Consider the following 24,472-nt stretch of genomic DNA (forward strand, 5'->3'; position numbering starts at 1 on the left):
GTCCGGCGCACCGCCGGACGCGCGCCGCACACGAGGCGGCGGTGGCTCCGGCTCCGGAGCCACCGCCGCCTCGTCACGTCACACCACTACTGCGAGTTGGTCATCGACAGCACGTCGAGCGCCTCGTCCAACTGGGCCTCGGTCAGCTTGCCCGCGGCGACGTACCCGCGCTCGATGACGACCTGGCGGATCGTCTTGCGCTCCGCCAGCGACTGCTTGGCGACCTTCGCGGCCTCCTCGTAGCCGATGTAGCGGTTGAGCGGGGTGACGATCGACGGCGAGGACTCCGCGTACTCGCGGCAGCGCTCCTCGTTGGCGGTGATCCCCGCCACGCACCGGTCGGCGAACACCCGGGAGATATTGGCCAGCAGCCGGATCGACTCCAGCACGTTGCGGGCGATCAGCGGCAGCTGCACGTTCAGCTCGAAGTTGCCGGTCGAACCGCCGAACGCCACCGCCGCGTCGTTGCCGACCACCTGCGAGGCCACCTGGAGCATCGCCTCGCACAGCACCGGGTTGACCTTGCCCGGCATGATCGAGGAGCCCGGCTGCAGGTCGGGCAGGAAGATCTCGGTCAGACCGGTGCGCGGCCCCGAGCCCATCCACCGGATGTCGTTGGCGATCTTGCAGAAGCTCACCGCGATCGTCCGCAGCTGGCCGGACAGCTCCACCAGGCCGTCCCGCGCGCCCTGCGCCTCGAAGTGGTCGCGCGCCTCGGTCAGCGGCAGCCCCGTGGCCCGCGCGATCTCGGCGATCACCTTCGCGGAGAAGCCCTCGGGCGTGTTGATGCCGGTGCCCACCGCCGTACCGCCCAGCGGCAGCTCCGCCACGCGCGGCAGCGCCGCCTCGACCCGCTCGATGCCGTAGCGCACCTGCGCGGCGTATCCGGCGAACTCCTGGCCCAGGGTCACCGGGGTGGCGTCCATCAGGTGGGTGCGGCCGCTCTTGACCACCGTGGCGAACTCCGACGCCTTCGCCGACAGCGCCTCCTCCAGGTGCCGCAACGCCGGAACCAGGTCGTTGATCAGCGCGGAGGTCGCCGCGATATGGATCGAGGACGGGAACACGTCGTTGGACGACTGCGACGCGTTGACGTGGTCGTTGGGGTGGACCGGCTCGCCCAGCCGCTCGGTGGCCAGCGTCGCGATGACCTCGTTGGTGTTCATGTTGCTCGACGTGCCCGAACCGGTCTGGAACACGTCCACCGGGAAGTGGTCGTTCCACTTGCCCTCGGCGACCTCCAGGGCCGCCTCGCGGATCGCCGCGGCCACGTCCCCCTTGATCACGCCGAGCTCGGCGTTGACCGTGGCGGCGGCGGCCTTGATGTGGCCCAGCGCGGCGATGTGCGCGGCCTCCAGGCCCTGCCCCGAGATGGGGAAGTTCTCGACCGCGCGCTGGGTCTGCGCCCGCCACTTGGCCTCGACGGGAACCCTGACCTCGCCCATCGAGTCGTGCTCGACGCGGAATTCAGTCATCGTTGAAAGACACCTCCAGGACAAAACCTCAGACCAAAGACTGCCAGACCCGCACGTGACCCCCGCGGCCAACCCTCCCGCAACGTGGGAGAACGCGGCGGGTCCCGGTCACTCCAGTTCCCGCGGCCGCCGTCCGCGGCCCAGCCGCCGGCGCCGCCGGGGCGCGCTGACCCGTACCGAACCCAGCAGGGAGAACCCGTCGACTTCCAGGACCGGGGCGTCCCGCAGCGGCGAGGGACGGACCGCGGCACTGCGCCGGCCGAGGAAGGAGCGGCCGCGCAGGCGCACCTCCATCCCCTCGGGCACCCGGATCACCACCCGCCCGAACAGCGCGGAGGCGGTCACCACCACCCGGTCCCGGGACAGCAGCGCGTCCCGCAGGTCCACCTCGGCGGTGCCGAAGAGGGAGAACACGAACTGGCGCACCGGCACCACCCAGCGGCCGGCGCGCCGCTCGCTGCCGAACAGCGCGGAGACCGGGCCGGAGCCCAGACGCAGCGGCTGGGCGTCGGGCGGCACCAGGTCGGCGGTGATCCCCACCAGGTCGCCGAGCCGACGCGCCGCGTGGACGCGGTCGCTGCGCTCCTGGAACTCCTCCAGGTCCAGACGGCCGTCCTCGACCGCCGCACGCAGTACCGCCAGCACACGTTCCCGGTCGGCGTCGGAGGCGCGCAGCCGCTCCGGGGGAGGTCCTTCGATCACACCGTCAACGGTACTTCCCGACACCCCCACGGCAGGAGAAAACCATTAGGAACGGCCCACAACCGCCAACTACGGTGAAGGACATGACTTCGTCACCACAGTCCGGCCGGTCGGCGCTCCACCCCGGATCCCCCTCCGCGACGCCGGCGATCTCCCTGCGCGGAGTGGTCAAACGCTTCGGTGACATCACCGCGGTGGACGGTCTCGACCTCGACGTCCCCGAAGGCACCGTGCTGGGCCTGCTCGGCCCCAACGGCGCGGGCAAGTCCACCACGATGCGCATGCTCACCGCGCAGAGCCGGGCCGACGCGGGACAGATCAGCATCCTGGGCCACCCCGTCCCCAAGGAGTCGAAGTGGGCGCGCTCCCTCATGGGGGTGGTGCCCCAGCACGACAACCTCGACGAGGAGCTCACCGTCGAGGAGAACCTGTACAGCTTCACCTACCTGTACCGAGTGCCGCGCCGCGAACGCGCCGCCGCGGTGGAGCGGGCACTGCGCATCGCCCACCTGGAGCACCGGCGCGACACGTTCACCGAGAACCTCTCCGGGGGCATGCGCCGCCGGCTGCTCATCGCCCGCGGCCTGGTGCACCGGCCCCGCGTGGTGCTGCTCGACGAACCGACCGTCGGCCTGGACCCGCAGGTCCGCCAGGAACTGTGGGGGCTGATCACCGCCCTGCGGGAGGAGGGCGTCACGGTCCTGATGTCCACCCACTACATCGAGGAGGCCGAACGGCTCTCCGACGAGGTGGCGCTCATGGCGAAGGGACGCGTCGTCCGGCGCGGCGTCCCCGCCGACCTGATCGCCGAGTACGCCGGGAAGACCGTCGAGGAGTACGCGGTCGGCCTCGACGGCATCGAGGAGCTGGAGAAGATCGTCCACGACGCCGGCTTCACCACGCGGCGCACCGGATCGGCGCTGTCGGTGCTGCGGGCCGAGGAGCTGCCCGACTCGCTGCGCGACCGGCTGGGCCCCGGCATGCGCCGGGCCAGCAACCTGGAGGACGTGTTCGTGACCCTGACAGGGGAGACAGTGGAATGACGGCGACCGAGGACACCGCCGCCCCGCGCGCCACCGACCTGCGCACCCGACCCGGAGGCTTCGAGTTCGCACCGATCGCCGGGGTCCTGGCCCGCGAGTGGGCGCTGTACCGGCGCACCTGGGCGCCCATCACCTTCTCCGCGATCGTCGAACCGGTGCTGTACCTGCTCGCCTTCGGCATGGGCATGGGCGCGCTCATCGGCAGCATCGGCGGCTACGACTACATCGAGTTCCTGGGCACCGGCATCGTCGCGATGTCGGTGCTGTTCTCGTCCATGTTCCCGGGACTGATCAACACGTTCGTGCGCCGCCGTTTCCAGCACACCTACGAGGGGGTGCTGGCCGCCCCGGTGGACGTGCGCGAACTGGTCACCGGCGAGGCGCTGTGGATCGCGTTGAAGGCGGGCGTCTACGGCTGCGCCCCGCTGCTGGTGGCGATCGTGTTCGGCCTGGACCCCACCTGGGCGATGCTGCTCGTCCCGTTCGTCGGGGTGGTCACCGGGTTCGGGTTCGCGCTGCTCGGCATCCTGCTGGCGGCGGTCATCCCGTCCATCCGGATGATGGACTACATCATCTCCGGGCTCATCACGCCGCTGTTCCTGGTCGCGGGGACGTTCTTCCCCATCGACCAGCTGCCGGGATGGGCGCAGACGGCGGCCCAGGTCAACCCGCTCTACCACTGTGTGGAGCTGGTGCGCGGCCTCGCCTTCGGCATCGGCCTCCTGCCCGCCCTGGGGCACCTCGCCGTGATCGCCGTCTTCACCGTGCTCGTGTGGTTCCTGGCGGTCCACCGGATGCACCGCCGGCTCATCGACTGACGCGGCGGCCGCCCCGGCGGCGGCCACCGGCACGACCGGTACCAGCGGAGAAAGAGGACCGGGCCGCTCCAGTTCCTCCTGGAGCGGCCCGGTCCTCTGCCCGCTGCGGCGGGGTCCGTCCGCGCCGCCGGACGGACCCCGCCCGCGGTCACGCCGGGCTGGGCACCCAGCGCAGGTTGAGCGACATCGAGCCGCCCTCGTGGAACGTCAGGGCGCCCCCCAGGCCGCCCCACTGCTCGGGCCAGGAGTCCTCCGACTCCTCCGCGACGACCCGCAGGTCCATGTAGAGCGCCAGGTGCGCCTCCTCCAGCCCCCGCATCGTCTGCTGGAAGACCGGATCGTCGCCGAGCCGTCCCGTCCCGGCGGTCCCCAGGGAGACCACCGTGGTGTCGCCGTCGGCGGTGACCGTGGGGGTGGGGCCGTAGGTGTAGTCGGAGGGGGCCATCAGGTCGCTCCACAGGTCGTGGTCCGCACCGGTCAGCCGCAGGTCGAAGGAGACGTCGCCGGTGCCGAAGAAGTCCAGGCCCTCCAGGTCGGTGATGCCCAGGGCGGTCTTGGTGCCCAGGATCTTGTGGAAGTCGGCGGGCAGCCGCACGCCCAGCTCCCGCATGATGCCGTCGAAGTCGTCGTAGTCGGGGGTGGACTCGATGCTCGCGCTGTTGGCCTCCCACACGGCCTGCGCCACGGAGTCCAGGCCGTCGCCGCCGAGCGCGATGACGGAGTTGTCCGGCAGGTCGTGCAGTGCGCTGATGCCCCCGGGGGGAACGGAGTCGGCGAACAGGGTGTTGCCGTCGATCCCCGCGTCGAACACGTTGGCCTCGAACTCCAGGTACTCGCTCTCCATCCGCACGACCGCGGCGAAGCGGCCGGTGACCTCTCCGACCTCGGACAGGTCCTCCAGGTCGAATTCCGCTGCGGCCGTCTCGTCCCGCGCCATCGCCCCGTAGTCGGCCCACAGCATGGCGATCCCGTCGCCGATCTCGCGGAGGTCGGCGGAGAAGGTCTCGTTGTCCTTCAGCGACCCGTGCTGCTCCACCTGGGAGTTCCGGTCGTTGAGCGCCTCCTGGGAGTCAGTGAGGATCGCGAAGCCGTCGACGATGTCGAAGAAGAGGCGGTCGTCCTCGGTCTGGATGCGGGTGAGGGTCTCCTCGGCGCGGTCCTCGTCCTCGACGGCGACGGCCACCGCGTACAGGAACTCCTCCTGGGAACTCACCCACACGGCGACGCCGAAGCGCTGCCCCAGCCACGGCTCGACCTCCGTCGCGTAGTCGAGGTTGAGGTCGGGGTAGAGCTCCTCGAACAGTTCCTCGCCGAAGTCCTCGTCGGAGCCGCCGAGGTCGTCCTTCACGGTGTCGGGCAGCCGTTCGTAGAACTGGGCGTAGGAGGCCCACTGCCCGCCGCTGGGTTTGAGGTCGACCTTGGCGAACGCCAGGGAGGAGCCGGGCAGCACCGACTCGGGCTGCGGTCCGCCGAACAGGTTGTTCACCAGCGCCATCGACGCCCACACGCCGCCGCCGACCAGGGCCACCGCCAGCACGATGGACAGCGGGATCATCCAGACCGGCTTCTTGCGGGGCGGCGGGCCCCCCGGACCGCCGTACACCGGCTGCCCGGGCGGCGGAAAACCGGGACCGCCCGGTCCCATCGGCTGCCCCGGCGGCGGACCCATCGGCTGTCCCACCGGCGGCCCCGAGGGGGCCGCCGGCGGCTGTCCCACGGGCTGCGGCTGCCCCAGCGGAGGGTGCCCCGGACCGGTCGGCTGGCCCGGCGGCTGCTGACCCCACTGGGGTGGCTGGTTGGGCTGGTCAGGGTAGGACATGGGACCTCCGGACACGCGGGGATCGTCACACAGAACTCTTCCGGTGGTCTGATCCCACGTGGGATTTTCCGGTTCCTCCCACCACCGGTTTGTGCCTGAAAAGTGACCGGGCCCGGTCGCGGCGGCCGGGCCCGGTCGGGGGCGTTCCGCGGTCAGCGGGCGCCGGAGAAGTCCACGCCGCTGTAGGAGGACAGCTTGCTCAACCGGTGCTCGCTGCTCACCCGGCGGATGGTGCCGCTGCGGCCGCGCATGACCAGGGACTCGGTGACGGCGCCGCCGTCGGCGTAGCGCACCCCGCTGAGCAGCTCCCCGCCGGTGATCCCGGTCGCGGCGAAGAACACGTCCTCGGAGGAGACCAGGTCGTCGGTGAGCAGCACCCGGGACAGGTCGTGTCCCGCGGCCTCGGCCTTGCGCCGCTCCTCGTCACTGCTCGGCCACAGCTTCCCCTGGATCACGCCGCCCAGGCACTTGAGGGCGCACGCGGCGATGATGCCCTCGGGGGTGCCGCCGATGCCCAGCAGCAGGTCGACGCCGGTTCCGTCGCGCGCCGCCATGATCGCCCCGGCGACGTCGCCGTCCGAGATGAACTTGATGCGGGCGCCGGTCTGGCGCACCTCGTGGACCAGCTGCTCGTGCCGGGGCCGGTCCAGGATGACCACCGTGATGTCCTGCGGGTCGCCGCCCTTGGCCCGGGCCACCGCGCGGATGTTGTCGGCGACGGGGGCGTTGATGTCGACGACGTCGGCCGCGGCCGGTCCGGTGACCAGCTTCTCCATGTAGAACACGGCGGACGGGTCGAACATGGAGCCGCGCGGGCTCACCGCGATCACCGAGATCGCGTTGGGCATGCCCATCGCGGTCAGCCGGGTGCCGTCGATGGGGTCCACCGCGACGTCGCACTCGGCGCCGTTGCCGTCGCCGACCCGCTCGCCGTTGTACAGCATGGGGGCGTTGTCTTTCTCACCCTCACCGATGACGACCGTGCCCTGCATCGACACGGTGCTGATCAGGTGGCGCATGCCGCGGACGGCGGCGCCGTCCGCGCCGTTCTTGTCTCCGCGGCCCACCCAGCGGGCGGCGGCCAGCGCCGCGGCCTCGGTGACCCGTACCAGTTCCAGGGCCAGGTTGCGGTCGGGAGCGTCGTGCGGGATCGGTACCGGAGCGTTCGCAGTGGTCATGGCAAGCCCTTTCCGATTCGGCTCTTCCGCCCGGGTGGGTGCGGAGAACGCGCTGATTCTCTCAGCCTCGGTCGCCGCTGGGTCGTGCGGGACCCGCTGGCGTACTCTCTTCAACACTAGGCGAGCCTTTCGCAGGCGATTGGGGACGATTGAGTTGACAGTGGAGAAGGTGGAAAAGCCGGTGCGTGTCTCGGCCCGGGGCGCGGCCACACGCAGCGCGCTGCTGGAAGCGGCGTCGCACGTGTTCCGCACGGTCGGTTTCGACAAGGCCGGGGTCAGCGAGGTCGTCGCCCACGCGGGGGCCAGCGTCGGCAGCCTGTACCACCACTTCACCGGTAAGGCGGACCTCTACCTGGCGCTGTACGAGGAGTTTCAGCAGCGCCAGCAGGACAGGACGCACCAGGCGGTGGTCCGGGCGCGGGAGGCCGGGGAGAGCGACCCCCGCCGGCTCATGAACATCGCTGCGCGCGCCTACCTGGAGGGGTGCATCGAGGAGCGGGAGATCACCCGGCTCTTCTACAGCGGTGACAGCCCGCCCGGGTTCGAGGCGCTCATGCGCCGGCAGCTGCGGGAGTGGACCGGCCGCAACGCCGCCCTGTTCCGCAAGGCCGACGAGCCGGTGGACGAGGCGCTGCTGATGATCGTCACCGGTTCGATCTCGCTCGCGGCGACCGAGGTCATCGACCGGGAGGACCGCGAGGAGGCCCGGGAGCTCGCCGACGCGGTGGTGGAGCGGCTCAGCTCACTCGCACCCCGGGCGGAGTGACCCGCGACCATCGGGCAAGCTGGGAGGCGACAGAACCGAGACGCGGGGACGGAGTGGGAAGAACCGCATGAGCAGTGGTGGTCGCCGGACCGACAACACCTTCCTGGGCTACACGATCGTGCTGGGCGCGCTCGTGCTGCTGGTCGTGCTGGTCACGGTGGTGGTGGACGCGCGGCGGGAGGAGCGGATCCCCGCCGTCGACTACACCGCCGACGCGCTCTCCCTCAGCGAGATCGCGCCGTACCAGGCGTACGCCCCCGACCGGGAGCAGCTGCCCGAGGGCTGGACGCCGACCAGTTCGCGGCTGCGGGACGGCGGCGCGCTGGCGGGCGAGGAGCCGACCGAACCGATCCGCTGGTCGGTGGGGTTCGCCACCCCCGAGGACCGGCACGCCGCGTTCCACATCGGCGACGCCGACGCGGAGGGCTTCGTCGCCGAGGTCACCATGAAGGGCGAGGCCGACGGGGAGTCCACGGTGGACGGCCGGACCTGGGAGCGCCGGTACAACGAGGCCGAGGACGAGCGCTCCCTGGTGCTGCGCGCCGACGACGCCGTCCTCGTGGTCAGCGGGGGCGCCTCCTACGAGGAACTGGAGACGCTCGCGGGGACACTGGAGCCGCAGACGCCCCCACAAGAATGACATTACGGACATAAGGGGCTAGTGTCTCCGTGCTGACGCCGGACGGAGGTGTCAGCGGTCCCGGTGCGCGTCCACGCGCGCCCGCCGACAAGGAGCACCCCCATGCCGTGGACGGTCCCCGGCCAGATCGAGTTCGGCCCGGTCGCGACCCTCCTGGCCATCACCCTCCTGGCGGCCTCGGTCACGGTGAAGCCGTGGGTGGGACGCAGGGAGTACGCGCGACTGCTGACCGCCGCAGCCCACGACCCCGCCGCGCTCCTGCGGTTCCACCGGCGCTCCGCGGCCTCCAGCGCGGTCCTGCTGGCGGCCGAGGCCGCGGTGCTGGCCACGGCCGTGTCGCTGCCGTGGGCCGCGGTCGGACTGGGGCCGGTCGACACCGCCGCCGCGGTACGGAACTTCCTGACGCTCGGCGAGGCGACGGCCGCCCTGCCGCCGCCCCTCGGCGAACTGGGCCACGGCCTGGCGGTCGCGGCGGTCCTCGCGGCGGCCCTGGTCGCGGCGTTCACCGTGCTCAACACGGTGTCGGACCTCCGCACCCAGCGCCGGGCCGGACAGCCGCTCCTCCTGCTCGTCCAGGCCGCGCAACCCGACCACCCGGACCTCGGCGCGCTGCGGGCCCTCACCCCCGCACCCGGCAGCAGCGCGGGTGGGCGACGCTGTCCGCGGCCGCCCGGGACGTCGAGGTGGTCCTGCGGTTCCACGCCCTCCTGCCCGCCCTGCTCGTCGGCGACTTCGGACTCCCCGCGCTGCCCGCCTGGGCGGTGCTGGTCGGCCTGTTCTTCCTGAGCGTCCTCCGGGGCCCCGGAGGCTGGCGGACCGCCGCCCACAGCGTCCCGCCGCACGCCGCGGCCGCGGCGCTGTACCTGTTCTTCCTGCCCGGCAGCCTGCTGGTGCCGCTGCTGGTGACCGCCCTCAACGGCCCGGCCGCGGCCCTGACACCGCTGGCCGGACCGCAGGCGCCGCCGCGGGTCCTGGAAGTACTGCCCGACACCGAGGAACCCCGCTGAGGCCGCGGGCCCCGTTCGGAGAGGAGCATCCCCCATGCCGTGGACGGTCCCCGGCGAGGTCGAGTTCGGCCCGGTCGCGCTCACGCTGACCCTGGTGCTGCTGGCGACCGCGGTCGCGCTGTCGCTGTGGCCGGAACACCGGAGGATCGTGGCGGCGGTGCGGTCCTGGGAGAGCGTCCCCGACGAGCTCTTCCGGTTCCACCGGACCCGGATCCTCGTGTACACGGCGCTGCTGGCGGTGGAGGTCGCGGTGCTGGCCACGGCCGTGTCGCTGCCGCCGGAGGCGGTGGGGTGGGCCCCGGTCGACCTGTCCGCCACCGTGCACACCTTCCGGTCGCTCGCCGCGGTCCTGGACGGCGTCCCGCCGCCCATCATCTGGTCCGTGTCCGTCATGGTCGCCCTCCTGGGACTCCTCGCGCTGGGGGTCGTGGCAGCCCAGGGGGCCGTCAAGATCTGGGCGGTCCGCCTCCAGCGCCAGGCCAAGCTGCCCTTCGACGTGCTGTTCCAGGCGGCGCGGGAGAGTTCGCCCGAGGAGCGGGCCAGGGCGGCCCGGGCCGCCTATCCCCGGACGGTCGCCCAGCGCAGGCGGGCCACGGCGGTGACGGCACTCGGCGAGGCGGAGACCGCCCTGCGGTGCTACGGGATCTTCCCCGCCCTGCTCATCGGCGAGCTCGGCCTTCCCGTGCCCGTCGCCTGGGCCGTGCTGGCGGCGTACTTCCTCCTGTCCTACCGGCCGTTCGCCGAGGACTGGCGGGAGGCCGCCCTCCAGGCCCACGTCCACGTCGCGGCCATGGCGCTGTACCTGTTCTTCCTGCCCGGCAGCCTGCTGGTACCGCTGCTGGCGACCGCCGGCAACAGCCTGTACACGGCCCTGTCCCCGGTCGCCGGAGCGGACCCGGAAGGGACCGCGGAGACCCCCGGCACCGAGGAACCCCGCTGAGGCCGCGGGCCCGTTCGGAGAGGAGCATCCCCATGCCGTGGACGGGGTCCCCGGCGAGGTCGGGTTCGGCCCGGTCGCGCTCACGCTGACCCTGGTGCTGCGGGTCACCGCGGTCACGGTGGAACCGTGGCGGGAGCGCCGGACCACGCGCCGGATGCGGGCGGCCGGGAGCGGCGCCCCCCACGCGCTCACCCGGCTCTGCCGCGACTCACCCGGCGCCGCCGCGGTCCTGCCGGCGGCCCGGGACCGGTCGACCCCGTCGCCGCGGTACGGAACTTCCTGTCGCTCGCCGCGACCACGGCCGACGCACCGCCCCCTTCACCCGGCTGGGGGAGGTCGCCGCCCCCTCCTGGGCGGCTTCGCGCTGGTGGTCGTGGCCTCCTACGCGACCGCCAGGACCCGGTGGGGGCACGCCGAACGCACGGCGGGACCGCCCGCCCGCTTCCCGGGGCCGGGGAAGCGGCCGCGGCCGGACCGGGGCAGGAGCGGCCCCCCACCCCCGGGACCGCGGCGCAGCGCGGGATGCCGGCGTGGACGGTGGCGGCCGAGGAGGTCGGGATCGTCCTGCGGTGCTACGGGATCGTCCCCGCCCTGCTCATCGGCGAGTTCGGCCTTCCCGTGCCCGTCGTCAGGGCCGTGCTGACGGCCCTGTTCTTCCCGCGCGCCGTACCGGTGCTCGGCCGGTGGGACTCCTCCGCCTCCGCCCGGCCGCGCGCCGCGGCACGGGAGCCTGGAGGTGCTGTGCGACACCGAGGAGCCCCGCTGAGAGCCCCGCCCGGGCGGTGGGAACGCTCAGAACGGGGTGTCGCCGTCCTCCCCGGGGGCGTCCTCGGCCAGGGCCGCGGCGAGCTTGGCACGGGCCCCCTCCAGCCACGCCTCACACGTCTTCGCCAGCTCCTCGCCGCGTTCCCACAGCGCCAGCGACTCCTTGAGGGTCAACCCGCCCGACTCCAGGCGGCGCACCACCGTCGCCAGCTCCTCGCGGGCCTCCTCGTAGCTCAGCTCCGGCTCGGCCGCCGTGTTCTCGCCCGTCGTCATGCTTCCTCATCATCCTCTCGGTCCTTGGCGATCGCGACCAGTCCGTCCTCGGCGAACCGCAACCGCAGCTCCTCGCCCGGCGCCACCTCGGAGGCCGACCGCACCACCGTGCCGTCGGCGCGCCGCACGATCGCGTACCCCCGCGCCAGGGTGGTGGCCGGGGACAGCGCGTGCAGCCGGGCACGGGTGTGCGCCAGGTCGTCGCCCGCCCGGTCCAGGGACGCGGTCAGCGCGCGGCGGCCCCGGTCGCGCAACCCCAGCACCTGCTCGATCTGCCGGTCCAGTTCCCGCGTCGGGCTGGCCAGCACCGGACGGGACCGCACCCCCGCCAGCCATGCCTCCTCGCGGGCGATCCCGCCCTGCAGCACCCGACGCGCCCGGTCCCGCAGCTGGTGGACGAGCTGCACCTGCTCGCCCACGTCGGGCACGACCTTCTTGGCGGCGTCGGTGGGGGTGGAGGCGCGCAGGTCCGCCACGTGGTCCAGCAGCGGGGAGTCCTGCTCGTGGCCGATCGCGCTGACCACCGGCGTGCGGGTGGCGGCGACCGCGCGCACCAGGGCCTCGTCGGAGAACGGCAGCAGGTCCTCCAGGGAGCCGCCGCCGCGCGCGATGATGATGACGTCGACCTCCGGGCGCGCGTCCAGCTCCTCCAGCGCGGCCAGCACCTCGCCCACGGCGCGGTCCCCCTGCACCGCGACCTCGCGCACCTCGAACCGGACGGCGGGCCAGCGCCGCCGCGCGTTCTCCAGCACGTCGCGTTCGGCGGCGGAGTCGCGCCCGCAGATGAGGCCGACCACGCCGGGCAGGAACGGCAGCCGCCGCTTGCGGGACTCCGCGAACAGGCCCTCGGCGGCCAGGGTCTGCCGCAGCCGTTCCAGCCGGGCCAGCAGTTCGCCCAGGCCGACGTGGCGGATCTCCAGGGCCTGGAGCGCGAAGGTGCCGCGCGGCACGTAGAAGTCGGGTTTGGCGTGGACGACCACCCGGGCGCCCGGCTCGGGGGCGGGATCGGCGGCCCGCAGCACCCGGATCGGGCAGGTCACCCGGGCCGACACGTTCGCCACCGGGTCGCGCAGCGTGAGGTAGGCCATGCCGCCGCGCCGGTTCAGCTCCGCGATCTGCCCCTCGACCCAGATGCGGCCGAGCCGCCCGATCCAGCCGCCGACGGCCTGCAGGACCACCCGCACCGGCTGCGGGGACTCCGGGGAACTCTCCATGCCCATGACGACGAGCCTAGACGCAGCCGGTGACAGCGTCGCGGGAGTGCGTCCTCACACGCCCCACGTCTTGGCGACGCGGACCGCCACCTCCACCGCCTGCATCCGCCCCGCCCGGGCCGCCGCGGCGCGCCGGGCCGGGTCCAGCGGGTCGCGGCCGAACGCGGCGCGGGCCTCCGGGCTCGGGACGACCAGCGTGTGCCGGGTGCCGTCGGGCAGCGCCGCCAGCTCCGCCTCCGGCCGGGGCCGCAGGCCCGTCGCGCCGGGGGCCAGCACCACCACCCGATCGTGGCCGGCGGCCAGGTCGGCGTTGGCCGCGGACCGCACACCGCCGTCGACGTACCACCGGCCGTCGATCTCCACCGGCGGCCACAGCCCCGGCACCGCGCTGCTCGCCGCGACCGCCCGCACCAGGTCGACGCCGTCGGCGCGGGAGAACGTCCGCAGCGCCCCGGAGCGCGCGTCCACCGCCGTGACCACCAGGTTGTGCTCGGGCCAGGCGGGGACGGGCAGCCGGGCGGCGATCACCGGTTCCCGCACCGCCTGGGAGAAGCGGGCCGTGGTCGAGGCGATCAGGCCGACGCGGGCGCGTCCCGCCTCCGGGGAGCGCGCCGTCAGCAGCGCGCCCGCCACCCGCAGCGTGCTCCACCACCGCGGCCGGGCCGCGATCTCGGCGTCCGCCGGAGCGAGCTGCCGCTCGTACAGTTCGTCGAGGTCCAGACCCGAGGTGAGCTGCGCCCCCGCCGAGGCGCCCGCCGAGGTGCCCAGGACCAGGTCGGCGTCGCGCAGGTCCACCCCCGCGTCGCCCAGACCCGCGAGAATCCCGATCTCCCAGGCGAGCCCGACGATGCCGCCACCGCCCAGCACCAGCGCCTTGCCCATGGGGGAGCACTCCTTCGCGTCCGCGTCCCGCTCGCGTCGTTCCCACGATACGAGTCGGAGGTCACACTGGTGGAACGGTGGTCCGGCGGCGGACACGCGCCCGGCCGCGCTGGTCGGACCGGACGGAACCGGGGCTGGACGGAATCGGGGCCGGGCGGTTCACCGCCCGGCCCCGGTCCGGCGCCGTCACCCCCGTGTGGAACCCTTACTCGGCGGACTGCTGGGCCTCCAGCTTCTTCACCCGGTTCTCGAACATGCGCACGAACTCCGGCCGGTTGGCGTGGGCGGCCTCGTAGGCGCGGAGTTGCCGGACCTCGTCGATGGTGAGCTTGCGCAGCCGGGCGCGGACCGACGGCAGCGTCAGGGAGTCGTAGTTGGGCAGCGGGGCCTCGGCGGGCGCCTGCTCGGGGGCCGCGGCCTGCCCGGCCGGCTCCTCCCCGGCGGCCTCCGCCTTCTCGGCCTCCTGCACGGCCCCGGTGAACGCCGAGGTGGGCGCCGCCACGGTGGTGGCCTCCGCGACGTTCAGGGTCTCGGCGATCTCCGCCTTCTCCTCGGCCGTCAACGACTCGGCGCCGGACGGTTCGGCGGTCTCCGGCTCCGCCTTCTTCTCCGGCTCCGCGTCCTTCGCGGGCTCGGCTCCGGCGTCGGCGGAGGGCTCTTCGGGCGCCTGTCCGGGGGCGGCCGCGGCCTCGGGGGCCTGCGCGGTCTCCAGCGGCTTGACGGGCGCGGGCGGCTGGCTGGGCTGCTGCTCGCCGGAGGAGACCGCCTCGGTGGCGAACTCCGCGGCGGCGTCGGCGTCGGCGGTCTCGGCCGGGGTCGTCTCGGTGACGGCGCCCTCGGCGCGCTCCGCCGGGACGTCGCCGGCGGCCATGTCCGCGGGTTTGCTGGACACCACGGGACGGGTGGACCTGCCGAACAGACGCTTGAACGCGTCACTGATTCTGCTGGTCAGGGAGGGCTTCGACATGGGACTCGGAGGCTCCTGAGTGGTCACGGTCAAAACGGTGCGGGCACATCCGACAGAGTCGCTCCGGGACGCTGTCGGGACGGCAGTGATGTGTTGTGTTGCGCAGATAGCCAGAATAGGGGAGTTTCCCTCGCCGCAGCCGGAGGGCGCAAGAGAGTTCGCCAGGTCGGGACCGGCGCGAGCCTTCGGTGTGACCCCCGGAAGGCGCTGGTTCCCCGGCTGGCCCGGTCGAGGGGCACGGCCCGTAGGATGGGGGGCATGACTGCGACGAACCGCCGCCGTGTCCTCCTCGCCAAGCCCCGTGGTTACTGCGCCGGGGTCGACCGCGCTGTCATCACGGTCGAGAAAGCCCTCGAACAGTACGGGGCGCCGATCTACGTGCGCAAGCAGATCGTGCACAACACCCACGTCGTGCGCACGCTGGAGGAGCGCGGCGTCATCTTCGTCGAGGAGACCTCCGAGGTGCCCGAGGGCGCCACCGTGGTCTTCTCCGCCCACGGGGTCTCCCCCCAGGTGCACCAGGAGGCGGCCGAGCGCAACCTGCGGACCATCGACGCCGCCTGCCCGCTGGTCACCAAGGTGCACAAGGAGGCGCAGCGCTTCGCCGCCGAGGACCTCGACATCATCCTCATCGGGCACACCGGCCACGAGGAGGTCGAGGGCACCAGCGGACACGCGCCCGAGCACATCCAGATCGTCGACGGCCCCGAGGAGGTCGCCTCCATCCAGGTCCGCGACCCCGACCGGGTGGCCTGGCTGTCGCAGACGACGCTGTCGGTCGACGAGACCAACGCCACCGTGGAGGCGCTGCGGGAACGCTTCCCCAACCTGATCGACCCGCCCAGCGACGACATCTGCTACGCCACCTCCAACCGCCAGGCCGCGGTCAAGGCGATCGCGCCGCAGTGCGACCTGTTCGTCGTGGTCGGCTCCGCCAACTCCTCCAATTCGGTGCGCCTGGTGGAGGTGGCCCGCGACGCCGGGGCCCGCGCCTCCTACCTGGTCGACAACGCCACCTTCCTGGAGGAGGAGTGGCTGGAGGGCGTCACGACCATAGGCGTCAGCAGCGGCGCCTCGGTGCCCGAGATCCTGGTGCAGGAACTGCTCGACCGGCTGGCCTCGTACGGCTTCACCGACGTGGAGGAGATCGAGACCGAACGGGAGAAGCTCACCTTCGCCCTGCCCAAGGAACTGCGTTCCCGGCGGGCCAGGGACAACGGCTCCCTGGTCGGCAGGCCGCTTCCGGTCTCCCCCGCCTGACCGCTCAGGAGGGACCGCGCCGGGGCCTGCGGCGACGGCGGCCGTTCAGCTCGTCGCCCAGCTCCCGCACATTGCGCGCCAGGCCCCGCAGCACGGTGATCACCAGCAGCAGCGCGGTCCCGCCGAACAGCCAGGGGGCGGCCTCGGCGAGCCGGGCGCCCAGGCCGACGGCCACGCCCCGCACGAAGTTGTCGCCGCCCAGGGTCAGCAGGCACTCGGCGGCCAGCGCGCCGCAGAAGTAGGCCAGGGGCGGGCTCACACTCAACGCCAGCAGGTCGCTGGAGCGCACGGTCAGGGCGGCCAGCACGCAGGCGGCCGCGAAGGCGGCCCCGTTCACCGCGGAGTGCCCGACGGCGGTGGCCGCCAGCGCCGAGACCAGGCTGGCCAGCACGATGCACAGGACCGCGCCGCGCGCGGTGAGCCGCAGCGGGGCCCCGCCCGGAGAGGGCGGCGCACCGCTGCGGTGCCGGGGCGCGCGAGCGGACCGCCGGGGCGCGTGGGTGTCCCGCCGAGTCGTCATCGCGCCTCCCTCCTGTCACCAGTGGTGATCAGTGTCTCACTTCGGGCGAGGTGTCCGGTTCTCCGGTACCCGCCGTGTCGCCGTTTCCCTCCGCGACGGTCCCGTCCAGCAGTTCCGGCGCGGTCAACGACCGGGGCTGCTCCCGCACCCCCCGCGGCGCGTCCAGGTCGCCGTCCACCAGTCCCAGTTCCCCGAACCGGCGCGCCGTCACCAGCACCCGGTTCTCCAGGGAGCCCACGGCCTGGTTGTAGGAGGTGACCGCGCGCGACAGCGCCCGCCCCAGCCCGCCCATGTGCCCGCCGAGGGTGGCGAGCCGCGCGTGCAGCTGCCTGCCCAGCTCGAACACCTGGCGGGCGTTGCGGCTCAGCGCCTCCTGCTGCCACGCGTACCGGGCGGTGCGCAGCAGCGAGACGAGCGTGGTGGGCGTGGCGATGTGCACCCGCCGGGCCAGGGCGTACTCCAGCAGGTCCGGGTCGCGTTCCAGCGCCGGGGCGAGGAACGCCTCCCCGGGGATGAACAGCACCACGAACTCGGGGGCGGGGGAGAACGCCGCCCAGTACGCCTTGGCGGCCAGCCGGTCCACGTGCGCGCGGACCTGCCGGGCGTGCGCGGCGAGCCGGTCCTCGCGCGCCTCGGGGGAGTCGCTCTCCACGGCCTCCAGGTAGGCGGAGAGCGGCACCTTGGAGTCCACGACGACGTTCTTGCCGCCCGCCAGCCGCACCACCATGTCGGGGCGGAGCACACCGTCGTCGGTGGCGGCGTGGGCCTGCTCCTCGAAGTCGCAGTGGGCCGCCATGCCGGCCAGCTCGGCGGCGCGGCGCAGGTGCAGCTCTCCCCAGCGGCCGCGGGCCTCCGGCCGCCGCAGCGCGGTGACCAGGGCGTCGGTCTGGTCCCGGAGCCGCTCGGAGCCCTCCCGCACCAGCTCGACCTGCTTGACGAGTTCGGCGTGGGCGGCGCGGCGGCCCGCGTCCACCTCCCGCAGCTGCTCCTCCACCCGGGACAGCGTGTGGCGCAGCGGGGCGAGGAGGTGCTCGATCGCCTCGCGGCGGTGGTCCAGGTCGCTCTCGGCCGCCAGCCGCGCCGCCCGGAACCGCCCCTCGGCCAGTTCCAGGAAACGCTGGTTGGCGCCGTCCAGGGCGAGCGCCGCCAGCGACCGGAACCGTTCCTCCAGGTGCTCTTCGAGGTAGGCGGCCCGCTCCTCGGCGGCCCGGGCCCGCGCCTCGGCCCCCGCCCCCCGCGACCGCGCCAGCGCCCAGCCCAGGGCCGCTCCCGCGCCCAGCCCCACCAGCAGCGCGAGAACCACGGAGATCCCGTCCATGTCCAGCCATGCTGCCAAGCCCGGCGGGACGGGGAGGCGAACGCCACGCGGGGACGGTCCGTGCCCGCGCCGACCAGCACGGGGGTGCTTGGCGACGATCTAGACTCGATTGTCGTGAGTCTGTCTATCGGGATCGTCGGTCTGCCGAACGTCGGCAAGTCCACGCTGTTCAACGCACTGACCAAGAACGACGCTCTGGCCGCGAACTACCCGTTCGCCACCATCGAGCCCAACATCGGCGTGGTCGGTGTCCCCGACCCGCGCCTGGACACCCTGGCGGAGATCTTCGGGTCGGCCAAGACCGTCCCGGCCACCGTCACCTTCGTGGACATCGCGGGGATCGTCCGGGGCGCCTCCGAGGGCGAGGGCCTGGGCAACAAGTTCCTCGCCAACATCCGGGAAGCCGATGCGATCTGCCAGGTCATCCGGGTGTTCGAGGACCCCGACGTGACCCACGTGGAAGGGGGCGTCGACGCCGCGCGCGACATCGAGACCATCAACACCGAGCTGATCCTGGCCGACCTGCAGACCCTGGAGAGGGCGCTGCCGCGGCTCGCCAAGGAGGCGAAGACCAACGCCAGGGACAAGGACAAGCAGGCGGTCCTGGCCGCCGCCGAGACGGCGCGCGAGGTCCTCGACGGGGGCCGGACCCTGTTCGCGGGCGCCGAGGAGGCGGGGCTCGACGTCTCGCTGCTGCGCGAGCTGAACCTGCTCACCGTCAAGCCGTTCCTCTACGTGTTCAACGTGGACCTGGAGGAGTTCGCCGACGAGGCGCTGCGCGCCAAGCTGTCCGACCTGGTGGCTCCGGCCGAGGCGATCTTCCTGGACGCCAAGATCGAGGCGGAGCTGACCGAGCTCGACGACGCGGAGGCGGCCGAGCTGCTGGAGTCGATGGGCCAGACCGAGTCCGGTCTGGCGCAGCTGGCCCGGGTCGGTTTCGCCACGCTGGGGCTGCAGACCTACCTGACGGCGGGCCCCAAGGAGGCGCGCGCCTGGACCATCCGCAAGGGCGCCACCGCGCCGGAGGCGGCGGGCGTCATCCACACCGACTTCCAGCGCGGCTTCATCAAGGCTGAGGTGGTCTCCTTCGCGGACCTGGTGGAGGCGGGCTCCATGCAGGCGGCCCGGGCTGCGGGCAAGGTCCGCATGGAGGGCAAGGAGTACGTGATGGCCGACGGCGACGTCGTGGAGTTCCGCTTCAACGTCTGATCCCCCGGACCGGGCAGGGCATCCGGCACCGGGACGGCCGGGGCCGCGGCGGACAGCGGCGACGCGGGGAAGGGCGGAGCCGCCCCGCCCGCCGACCGGGCCGAGGCGCTCCGGCCCCGCGGCGGAACCCCGGTGACCGGTCGAGGTGCCCCTTCGCCGCAAAGCGGGCGAAAGGTTCGACGCCTTTTTCTCGGCCGCCTGCGCAAACACCGGTCCCGGAAACCGCAGAGCGTCAGGATCCCTCTCTCCCGCACGGCGGCGGGCGTGCCGGAAGCGCTATCGATGCCGTCGGCGGTGGAAACCACGACGCCGTCCGCCGAGGAACTCGAACCGCTCCGGGGCGGGACCGGGATCCGCCACTCGAACACGGACGAGACCGAAGCCTCCTCCGGTTCGCTGTCCGGGGCCGTTCTCCGGCTTGAGCAGAAACCGCCCGGACGGCTGGTCCGGCCGGGAGCGCGGACTCCGGACGTGCTCCCGGCCGGACCTCCGGCCCCGCAGAGCGGCCGGACCACGGGCGGCGGCCTCCACCGGAACCCGCTATCCGAACTGACATTTCCCTATTTCCGGACAACCCGTAAATCGCGTCTTGATCTTGTCCAATCCCTCTATGGTGTAGAACATTGACCCAGTCATGCCGTTTCCTTGCGGACCACCTCGGGTAGAGACGCCGAGTCGGGGAGAAAACACGATCTGGTAATGCTGCCGTAGATCCCGGGTCATGCCGCACCATGGAAGATGGGATAAACAACAGACGGATGGCGGAACCGGCGCCCCCGCGGCGGGGGGCGCCCGTGTGTGGATGGAGGCGCGATGGCTGGCAGGTCGGCCGCTGGGCGCGGGAGCGTCATCGACGAGGGCTCCTCCGCCGCGGCGGAGGAGCCCCTCGACGCCGCCCCCCGACGCGGCGGGACACGGCGGCCCCGCGCCGGGGCGGGAGGGCGCTGGTGGGTGTGGGTCGGCCGCGCCGTGCTGTGGGCATTCATCATCGTGGTGCTCTTCAACGGCCTGTGGCTGCCGCTGCGCGAGAACTTCTTCCCCCGGGCCGCCCAGGAACCGGTCGTCGACGACACCGTGGACTTCCCCGAGACCGCCGCGGCCTCCCTGGCGGTGCGGTTCGCCGAGGTCTACCTCAACGCCGACCCCGACAGGGCCGGTGAACGCGCCGAAGCCCTCGCCGAGTTCGTCCCCGAGGGCCGCGCCACCGCCTTCGACCTGCCCGGCGCGCACCTGTCCGCCACCGGCGTGGAGGTGCTCGTCGTCGACGTCCGCGACGAGCACAACGCGCTGGTGCGCCTGGCCGCCGACGTCAACGGCGAACCCATGACCCTGGACGTGCCCGTCTACGCCGACCAGGACGGAACCGCGCTGGTGGTGTCGGGCCGCCCCGCGCTGCTGGCCGCCCCCGACAAGGCCGTCCTGCCCGACACCTCGTTCGAGACCGACCCCGACGCCCGGGCCGCGCTCGAACCGACCCTCAAGGGGTTCTTCGAGGCCTACGCGCAGAACCACGAACACCTCGACCCCTACCTCGAACGGGGCGCCGACATCGCCGCGCTCCCCGACGGGCTCCTGCGGTTCGGGGCGGTCACCGAGGTCAAGGTGCCCGCCGCGGTCCGGGACGCCGCGCAGGACGTGCGCGTCGCCCAGGTCACCGTGGTGTGGCTGCTTCCCGGAGAGGGCGAGGAGGACGCCGCCGAACTCACCCAGAGCTACGACGTCACCGTCGTCGGGGACGACGGGGACTGGCGCGTGCGCGACATCCGGGGCGCGCTCAACTCGTTCGGGTGACCGGCGCGCCACAATGGTCGCGACCGGCCCAGCCACCGTTCAAGGAGAGGCAAGGACCATGCAGGACAGCACCCAGGACACGGAGGGGGTCGGCTAGATGCTCTCCCTCCTCACCGGCTCCGCGGTCGACCTGGCCGACACGGCGTCCCCCGCGCTGCTGTGGGCGGCCCAGGTCACCGACAGCCCCAACACCACCGGGCTGGCCGACTGGCTCCGCGGCTTCTTCGGGCCGCTGTTCCTGGTGATCGTGTCGATCGTCGCGATCTTCTTCCTCTTCACCAGGGAGATCACGCGGTTCGCGCAGTTCATCATCCTGGCGATCTTCATCGGGATCGTGTTCTACGTTCCCGGGATCATCGAGGTTCTCGCCGTGGCGATCGCGCGAGCCATGGGCGTGAACACCGAGTAGGAGGCCGGGGACGTGGATCTGCCCACATACACCAGGATCTGGCGTATCGAGAAGCGGCTGTACAAGCTGTACGACTTCCGACTGCCGGTCCCGGTCTCACTCGTCACCATCGGTGTCTTCGTGGGCACGTCCGTCGTCTGGTGTCTGCTGATGGGACTGCTGGGAGTCCCCTTCCAGACCCCCTGGCACGTGGTGTGGCTCGTCCCTCCCGGGGTGATCACGTTCCTGGCGACCCGCCCCGTCATCGAGGGCAAGAGCCTCACCGAACTGCTGCGCTCCCAGCTCGTCTACGCCGCCGAGGCGAGGGTCTACACCCGGCTCGCCCCCGAGTACGAGTCGGACCGGGTGGTCGTCACGGCGCGGGTGTGGCGCCGCGACCCGGCCGCCGGGCCGCTGCCCGCCCTTGGCGGGCAGACCGCCCGGAGCGCCGAGCAGCAGCGTGCCCCGCACGCCGAGGCCGCCGAACCCGAGGCGGTGGAACGGCCCGACCCCGCCGGGGCGCCGGAGCCGGCCGGCTCCGGCGACGCGCCCGCCGCCGAACCGGTGGCCGCGCACCACTTCGCGGAGAGCGGCCGGGACGCGGGGGAGCGGCGGGCCCCCCGGCCGCCGTTGTCCCGGCGCGTCCTCAACTACTTCGGTTTCGGGCTCCGACCGGAACCCCCCTCCACCGCCGGGGAGGAGCCCCCCGCCCTCCCGCGCCCGGAGCCGGGAGCAGCCGCCGACCGGCGGGCGGGACTGGCGTCCGCCCGGAGCCGCGACGACGCGCCCAGCCCGCTGTTCCTGCGGGAACGCGACCGGCCGGACGGCGCGGACGGAACGCGCGAGGACACCGACGCCGAGGCGGCCCCCGAGGTGGCCCCGGGGCAGACGCCGTGGCCGGAGTCCGAGTGGATGGTCGGGGACGCCGACGCCCCCGGACCGCAGCCCCGGACCGCCGAACCGGAGGGCGCGGCGGCACGGGCCGAAACGGAACGCAGGACGGCCGAGGACCGCGCCGTGGCGCGCCGCCGAGCCGAGGAGATCATGGCCGCACCCGAACCGGAGCCGACACTCGACGCCGACCCCGGGGCCGTCCCGGAACCGGAGCGGGCGGAGCAGACCTCCCCCGCCGACGTCCCCACCCAGCCGTCCCGGGTCGAGGACCTCGCGGACGTCGCCGCTGAGAAAGCCCACCGCAGAGCCGGACGATCGCCCGGCGGATGCAACGGGCCCGCGCCGCGGCGGAACAGGCCCGTGCCGCAGCGGAGCAGACCCGGACAGAGCCGGAGCAGGCCCGGGTCGAGGCGGAGCCGTCCAGCCCGCCCGCGCACGGGTACGGCGCCGGGCTGCCCGCCCCGCAGGAGGAGACCCGGCCGGAGCCCGACCCCTCCCGGCCGCGTCCCCGCCCGCACGCCGCCCCCTGGGACCTGCCGCCGGTGGCGCGCACCGGCGACACCGGGGTCCCCGAATCCGCCCCGGCCACCGCGCCGTCCCTGTGGGACGAGCCCGACGACACCGCGGCCGCGGACACCCCGTCCGGTGGTGCGACCGCCCCGGACCGGCGCGACGACGAGCCGTCGCCCGCCGCCGACCCCGGCGAGCCCGACACCTGGACGGCCGACCTCTCCGCCGACCTGCCCTCCCTCGCCGAGCAGATCCGCGCCAGCGCGGCCGCCAAGCCTCCGCTGGAGCTGGACCACGGCACCGGCGAGCACGACAGCTTCACCGACGTCACCCGGCCCCGCCCCGAGGAGCGGCCGGCCGAGCCGGAGCCCGCGCCCGCCGAACCGGAGGCGCCCGGCGACGCCGCGACGGCGGAGTCCTCGGTCGGCGGCTCCTCCGGCGAGGACACGTCCGCCCCGCCGCGCAAGTCCCCCCTGCAGCTCGACCACGGCACCGGCGCGTGGGAGGAGCTCACCGCGCTGCGCGGAGCGTCCGCCGAGCCCGCAGAACCCGAGCCCGCCCCCGAACGGCCCGCGCCCGCCACGCCCCCCGCGCCGCCCCCCAAGCCTCCGCTGGAGCTGGACCACGGCACCGGCGAGCACGACAGCTTCACCGACGTCACCCGGCCCCGCCGCACCGAGGAGGAACTGGCCGCCATCGAACAGGCCGCGCTGCGCCGCCGCGGCCCGACCGGGCCCGCGGAGCACACCGACGCCGCGACCGACGACACCCCGGCCGACGACGGCGCCGACCGCGGCGCCCCGAAACCGCCGTCCCGCCAGTCCAGCCGGCTCGCCCGCGGGGTGCGCTCATCGGGCAGCACCCCCGGCGGCGACACCCCCGACCCCCGGGAGCGGGAGGAGCGGCCCGCCGCGCCGGCGGCCGAACGCGGCCTGCTCACCCGGTTCGTGGACAACGCCCGCAGAGTCGGCGAAGCCCTCACCCCCGCCCGCGGCACCGCGACCCCGCGACAGGACCCCGCCGAGGCGTCCCCCCAGCGGCCCGCCGACCACAAACCCGACCTGCAACTCGACCACGGCACCGGCGAGCAGCAGCTGTTCTCCGGCTCCACCACGCCCGGCGGCGGCAGCACCCCGCCCGCCGCCCCGTCCGACGGCGGCCCCGTCCCCGCACACGCCGAGAACTCCCCCGGCGGCGGCACCCGCGGCTGGCGCCGCCTGGCCCGCGTGGTCACCGGCGGCAACTCCGTCAGCAGGCCCCAGCTGCCGCCCGCCGAACTGGAGCGGCTGCGCACCCCGCTGAACGCCCCCCGCGGCCTGGTCGTGCTCGGCTGCACCGGCGGCGCCGGACAGACCGTCACCACGCTCATGCTCGGCCACACCCTGGCCGCCTACCGCGACGACCGCGTGGTCGCCGTCGACATCAACCCGGGCCCGCAGAGCCTGTCCCGGCGGGTCCGCACCGAGACCCCCGAGACCCTCACCTCCCTGCTCGCCAACACCGACGCGCTGCACGCCTACTCCACCCTGCGCGGCTACACCTCCCGCACCCCCAGCGGCCTGGAGGTCGTGGCCACCCTGGACGACCCCTACGTGCAGACCCTCGACGACCGCGACTACGTCACCCTCACCGGCACCCTGCGGCGGCACTACCAGATCACCCTGCTCGACCCGGCCGCCACCGGCGTGGCCCGCGCCCTGCCCGTGGTCGACGGACTCGTCCTGGTGGCGCCCGCCAGCGCCGACGCGGCCCGCTCGGTGGCGCTGACCTTCGAGTGGCTCGACGGCCACGGCTACGCCGACCTGCGGTCCCGCGCGATCGTCGTGATCAACGGCGTCAGCCGGCGCAGCCTCGCCGACGTGGACGCCGCCGAACAGGTCGCCCGCGGCAACTGCCGCGCCATCGTCCGGGTCCCCTGGGACGACCACATCGCCGCCGCCCGGTCCGTCATCGACGTCAAGGCGCTGCGCCAGACCACGCGCCGCGCCCACGCCGCCCTGGCGGCGGTGGTGGCCGCCCACCTCGCCGCACACACCACCGAGCCGAAACGGTGACCCCCGCACCGTTCCACCGCCCCACACCCGCGCAGGAGG

General features: G+C 73.6%; 22 protein-coding genes and 1 pseudogene. 13 read left to right on the top strand and 10 right to left on the bottom strand.

The features are described from left to right. Positions 1 to 86: 86 nt before the first annotated feature. Positions 87 to 1,475 (bottom strand): class II fumarate hydratase, encoded by a 1,389-nt coding sequence (locus tag FOF52_RS20210; RefSeq protein WP_248591472.1) that lies wholly within the window; start codon positions 1,473 to 1,475, stop codon positions 87 to 89. 108 nt (positions 1,476 to 1,583) lie between these two features. Then, the gene (locus tag FOF52_RS20215) at positions 1,584 to 2,174 is read right to left on the bottom strand and encodes a DUF1707 SHOCT-like domain-containing protein (protein ID WP_425265563.1); all 591 of its coding nucleotides are present in this window, start codon (positions 2,172 to 2,174) and stop codon (positions 1,584 to 1,586) included. A gap of 86 nt (positions 2,175 to 2,260) precedes the next feature. Between FOF52_RS20215 and FOF52_RS20220 the strand changes: the two genes are divergently transcribed. Both FOF52_RS20220 and FOF52_RS20225 read left to right on the top strand, forming a co-directional pair. After that, positions 2,261 to 3,220 carry an ABC transporter ATP-binding protein gene (locus FOF52_RS20220; RefSeq protein ID WP_248591474.1) on the top strand — a complete coding sequence of 320 codons (960 nt, stop codon included), beginning with the start codon at positions 2,261 to 2,263 and terminating at the stop codon, positions 3,218 to 3,220. Next, a complete protein-coding gene (locus FOF52_RS20225; protein ID WP_248591475.1) occupies positions 3,217 to 4,038 on the top strand; it encodes an ABC transporter permease in 822 nt (273 codons plus the stop codon). Before FOF52_RS20220 ends, FOF52_RS20225 begins: the two co-directional genes overlap by 4 nt. A 148-nt stretch (positions 4,039 to 4,186) precedes the next feature. On the opposite strand, the gene FOF52_RS20230 is transcribed toward FOF52_RS20225, so the two are convergent. After that, complete coding sequence (locus FOF52_RS20230) at positions 4,187 to 5,593, bottom strand: DUF3352 domain-containing protein (RefSeq protein WP_248591476.1); 1,407 nt, start codon at positions 5,591 to 5,593, stop codon at positions 4,187 to 4,189. Between the two features lie 416 nt (positions 5,594 to 6,009). After that, complete coding sequence (glpX, locus tag FOF52_RS20235; protein WP_248591477.1) at positions 6,010 to 7,035, bottom strand: class II fructose-bisphosphatase; 1,026 nt, start codon at positions 7,033 to 7,035, stop codon at positions 6,010 to 6,012. A 160-nt stretch (positions 7,036 to 7,195) separates the two neighbouring features. Here glpX and FOF52_RS20240 point away from each other — a divergent pair, with 160 nt between their 5' ends. From FOF52_RS20240 to FOF52_RS20260, 5 genes are all read left to right on the top strand, one after another. Then, complete coding sequence (locus FOF52_RS20240) at positions 7,196 to 7,801, top strand: TetR/AcrR family transcriptional regulator (protein WP_248591478.1); 606 nt, start codon at positions 7,196 to 7,198, stop codon at positions 7,799 to 7,801. A gap of 67 nt (positions 7,802 to 7,868) precedes the next feature. Next, on the top strand, positions 7,869 to 8,441 hold the full coding sequence (locus FOF52_RS20245) for a DUF4245 domain-containing protein (RefSeq protein WP_248591479.1): 573 nt from the start codon (positions 7,869 to 7,871) through the stop codon (positions 8,439 to 8,441). 102 nt (positions 8,442 to 8,543) lie between these two features. Next, on the top strand, positions 8,544 to 9,227 hold the full coding sequence (locus FOF52_RS20250; protein ID WP_248591480.1) for a hypothetical protein: 684 nt from the start codon (positions 8,544 to 8,546) through the stop codon (positions 9,225 to 9,227). Further along, positions 9,203 to 9,448: a hypothetical protein gene (locus tag FOF52_RS20255; protein WP_248591481.1), complete on the top strand. Its 246-nt coding sequence runs from the start codon at positions 9,203 to 9,205 to the stop codon at positions 9,446 to 9,448. Before FOF52_RS20250 ends, FOF52_RS20255 begins: the two co-directional genes overlap by 25 nt. 34 nt (positions 9,449 to 9,482) lie before the next feature. Then, on the top strand, positions 9,483 to 10,388 hold the full coding sequence (locus FOF52_RS20260) for a hypothetical protein (RefSeq protein WP_248591482.1): 906 nt from the start codon (positions 9,483 to 9,485) through the stop codon (positions 10,386 to 10,388). 792 nt (positions 10,389 to 11,180) lie between these two features. Here FOF52_RS20260 and FOF52_RS20265 read toward each other — a convergent pair. The 4 genes from FOF52_RS20265 to FOF52_RS20280 form a co-directional block, all read right to left on the bottom strand. Then, complete coding sequence (locus tag FOF52_RS20265) at positions 11,181 to 11,426, bottom strand: exodeoxyribonuclease VII small subunit (RefSeq protein WP_248591483.1); 246 nt, start codon at positions 11,424 to 11,426, stop codon at positions 11,181 to 11,183. Continuing rightward, positions 11,423 to 12,646: an exodeoxyribonuclease VII large subunit gene (gene xseA, locus FOF52_RS20270; RefSeq protein WP_248591484.1), complete on the bottom strand. Its 1,224-nt coding sequence runs from the start codon at positions 12,644 to 12,646 to the stop codon at positions 11,423 to 11,425. Before xseA ends, FOF52_RS20265 begins: the two co-directional genes overlap by 4 nt. Positions 12,647 to 12,694: 48 nt before the next feature. Then, entirely contained in the window at positions 12,695 to 13,522 is an 828-nt protein-coding gene (locus FOF52_RS20275) for a patatin-like phospholipase family protein (RefSeq protein WP_248591485.1), read from the bottom strand. Between the two features lie 205 nt (positions 13,523 to 13,727). Further along, positions 13,728 to 14,489: a DUF8129 domain-containing protein gene (locus FOF52_RS20280; protein ID WP_248591486.1), complete on the bottom strand. Its 762-nt coding sequence runs from the start codon at positions 14,487 to 14,489 to the stop codon at positions 13,728 to 13,730. A 258-nt stretch (positions 14,490 to 14,747) separates the two neighbouring features. Here FOF52_RS20280 and FOF52_RS20285 point away from each other — a divergent pair, with 258 nt between their 5' ends. Beyond that, positions 14,748 to 15,749 (top strand): 4-hydroxy-3-methylbut-2-enyl diphosphate reductase, encoded by a 1,002-nt coding sequence (locus FOF52_RS20285; RefSeq protein ID WP_248591487.1) that lies wholly within the window; start codon positions 14,748 to 14,750, stop codon positions 15,747 to 15,749. Positions 15,750 to 15,753: 4 nt separating this feature from the next. Here FOF52_RS20285 and FOF52_RS20290 read toward each other — a convergent pair whose 3' ends face one another. Together FOF52_RS20290 and FOF52_RS20295 are read right to left on the bottom strand one after the other, a co-directional pair. Next, positions 15,754 to 16,269: a DUF6542 domain-containing protein gene (locus tag FOF52_RS20290; RefSeq protein ID WP_248591488.1), complete on the bottom strand. Its 516-nt coding sequence runs from the start codon at positions 16,267 to 16,269 to the stop codon at positions 15,754 to 15,756. Between the two features lie 28 nt (positions 16,270 to 16,297). Continuing rightward, positions 16,298 to 17,587: a DNA recombination protein RmuC gene (locus tag FOF52_RS20295; RefSeq protein ID WP_248591489.1), complete on the bottom strand. Its 1,290-nt coding sequence runs from the start codon at positions 17,585 to 17,587 to the stop codon at positions 16,298 to 16,300. 114 nt (positions 17,588 to 17,701) lie between these two features. Between FOF52_RS20295 and ychF the strand changes: the two genes are divergently transcribed. The 5 genes and pseudogenes from ychF (at position 17,702) to FOF52_RS20320 (ending at position 24,433) form a co-directional block, all read left to right on the top strand. After that, the gene (ychF, locus tag FOF52_RS20300) at positions 17,702 to 18,796 is read left to right on the top strand and encodes a redox-regulated ATPase YchF (protein ID WP_248591490.1); all 1,095 of its coding nucleotides are present in this window, start codon (positions 17,702 to 17,704) and stop codon (positions 18,794 to 18,796) included. 813 nt (positions 18,797 to 19,609) lie between these two features. Further along, a complete protein-coding gene (locus FOF52_RS20305) occupies positions 19,610 to 20,587 on the top strand; it encodes a conjugal transfer protein (protein WP_248591491.1) in 978 nt (325 codons plus the stop codon). A 97-nt stretch (positions 20,588 to 20,684) separates the two neighbouring features. Continuing rightward, positions 20,685 to 20,996 (top strand): hypothetical protein, encoded by a 312-nt coding sequence (locus FOF52_RS20310; protein ID WP_248591492.1) that lies wholly within the window; start codon positions 20,685 to 20,687, stop codon positions 20,994 to 20,996. 12 nt (positions 20,997 to 21,008) lie between these two features. Then, positions 21,009 to 21,254: pseudogene (locus FOF52_RS20315) on the top strand (conjugal transfer protein); the annotation flags it as partial. A gap of 941 nt (positions 21,255 to 22,195) precedes the next feature. After that, positions 22,196 to 24,433: a hypothetical protein gene (locus tag FOF52_RS20320; RefSeq protein WP_248591493.1), complete on the top strand. Its 2,238-nt coding sequence runs from the start codon at positions 22,196 to 22,198 to the stop codon at positions 24,431 to 24,433. The last annotated feature ends 39 nt before the right edge of the window (positions 24,434 to 24,472 follow it).

The organism is Thermobifida alba (assembly GCF_023208015.1).
Taxonomy (GTDB): Bacteria; Actinomycetota; Actinomycetes; order Streptosporangiales; family Streptosporangiaceae; genus Thermobifida; species Thermobifida alba.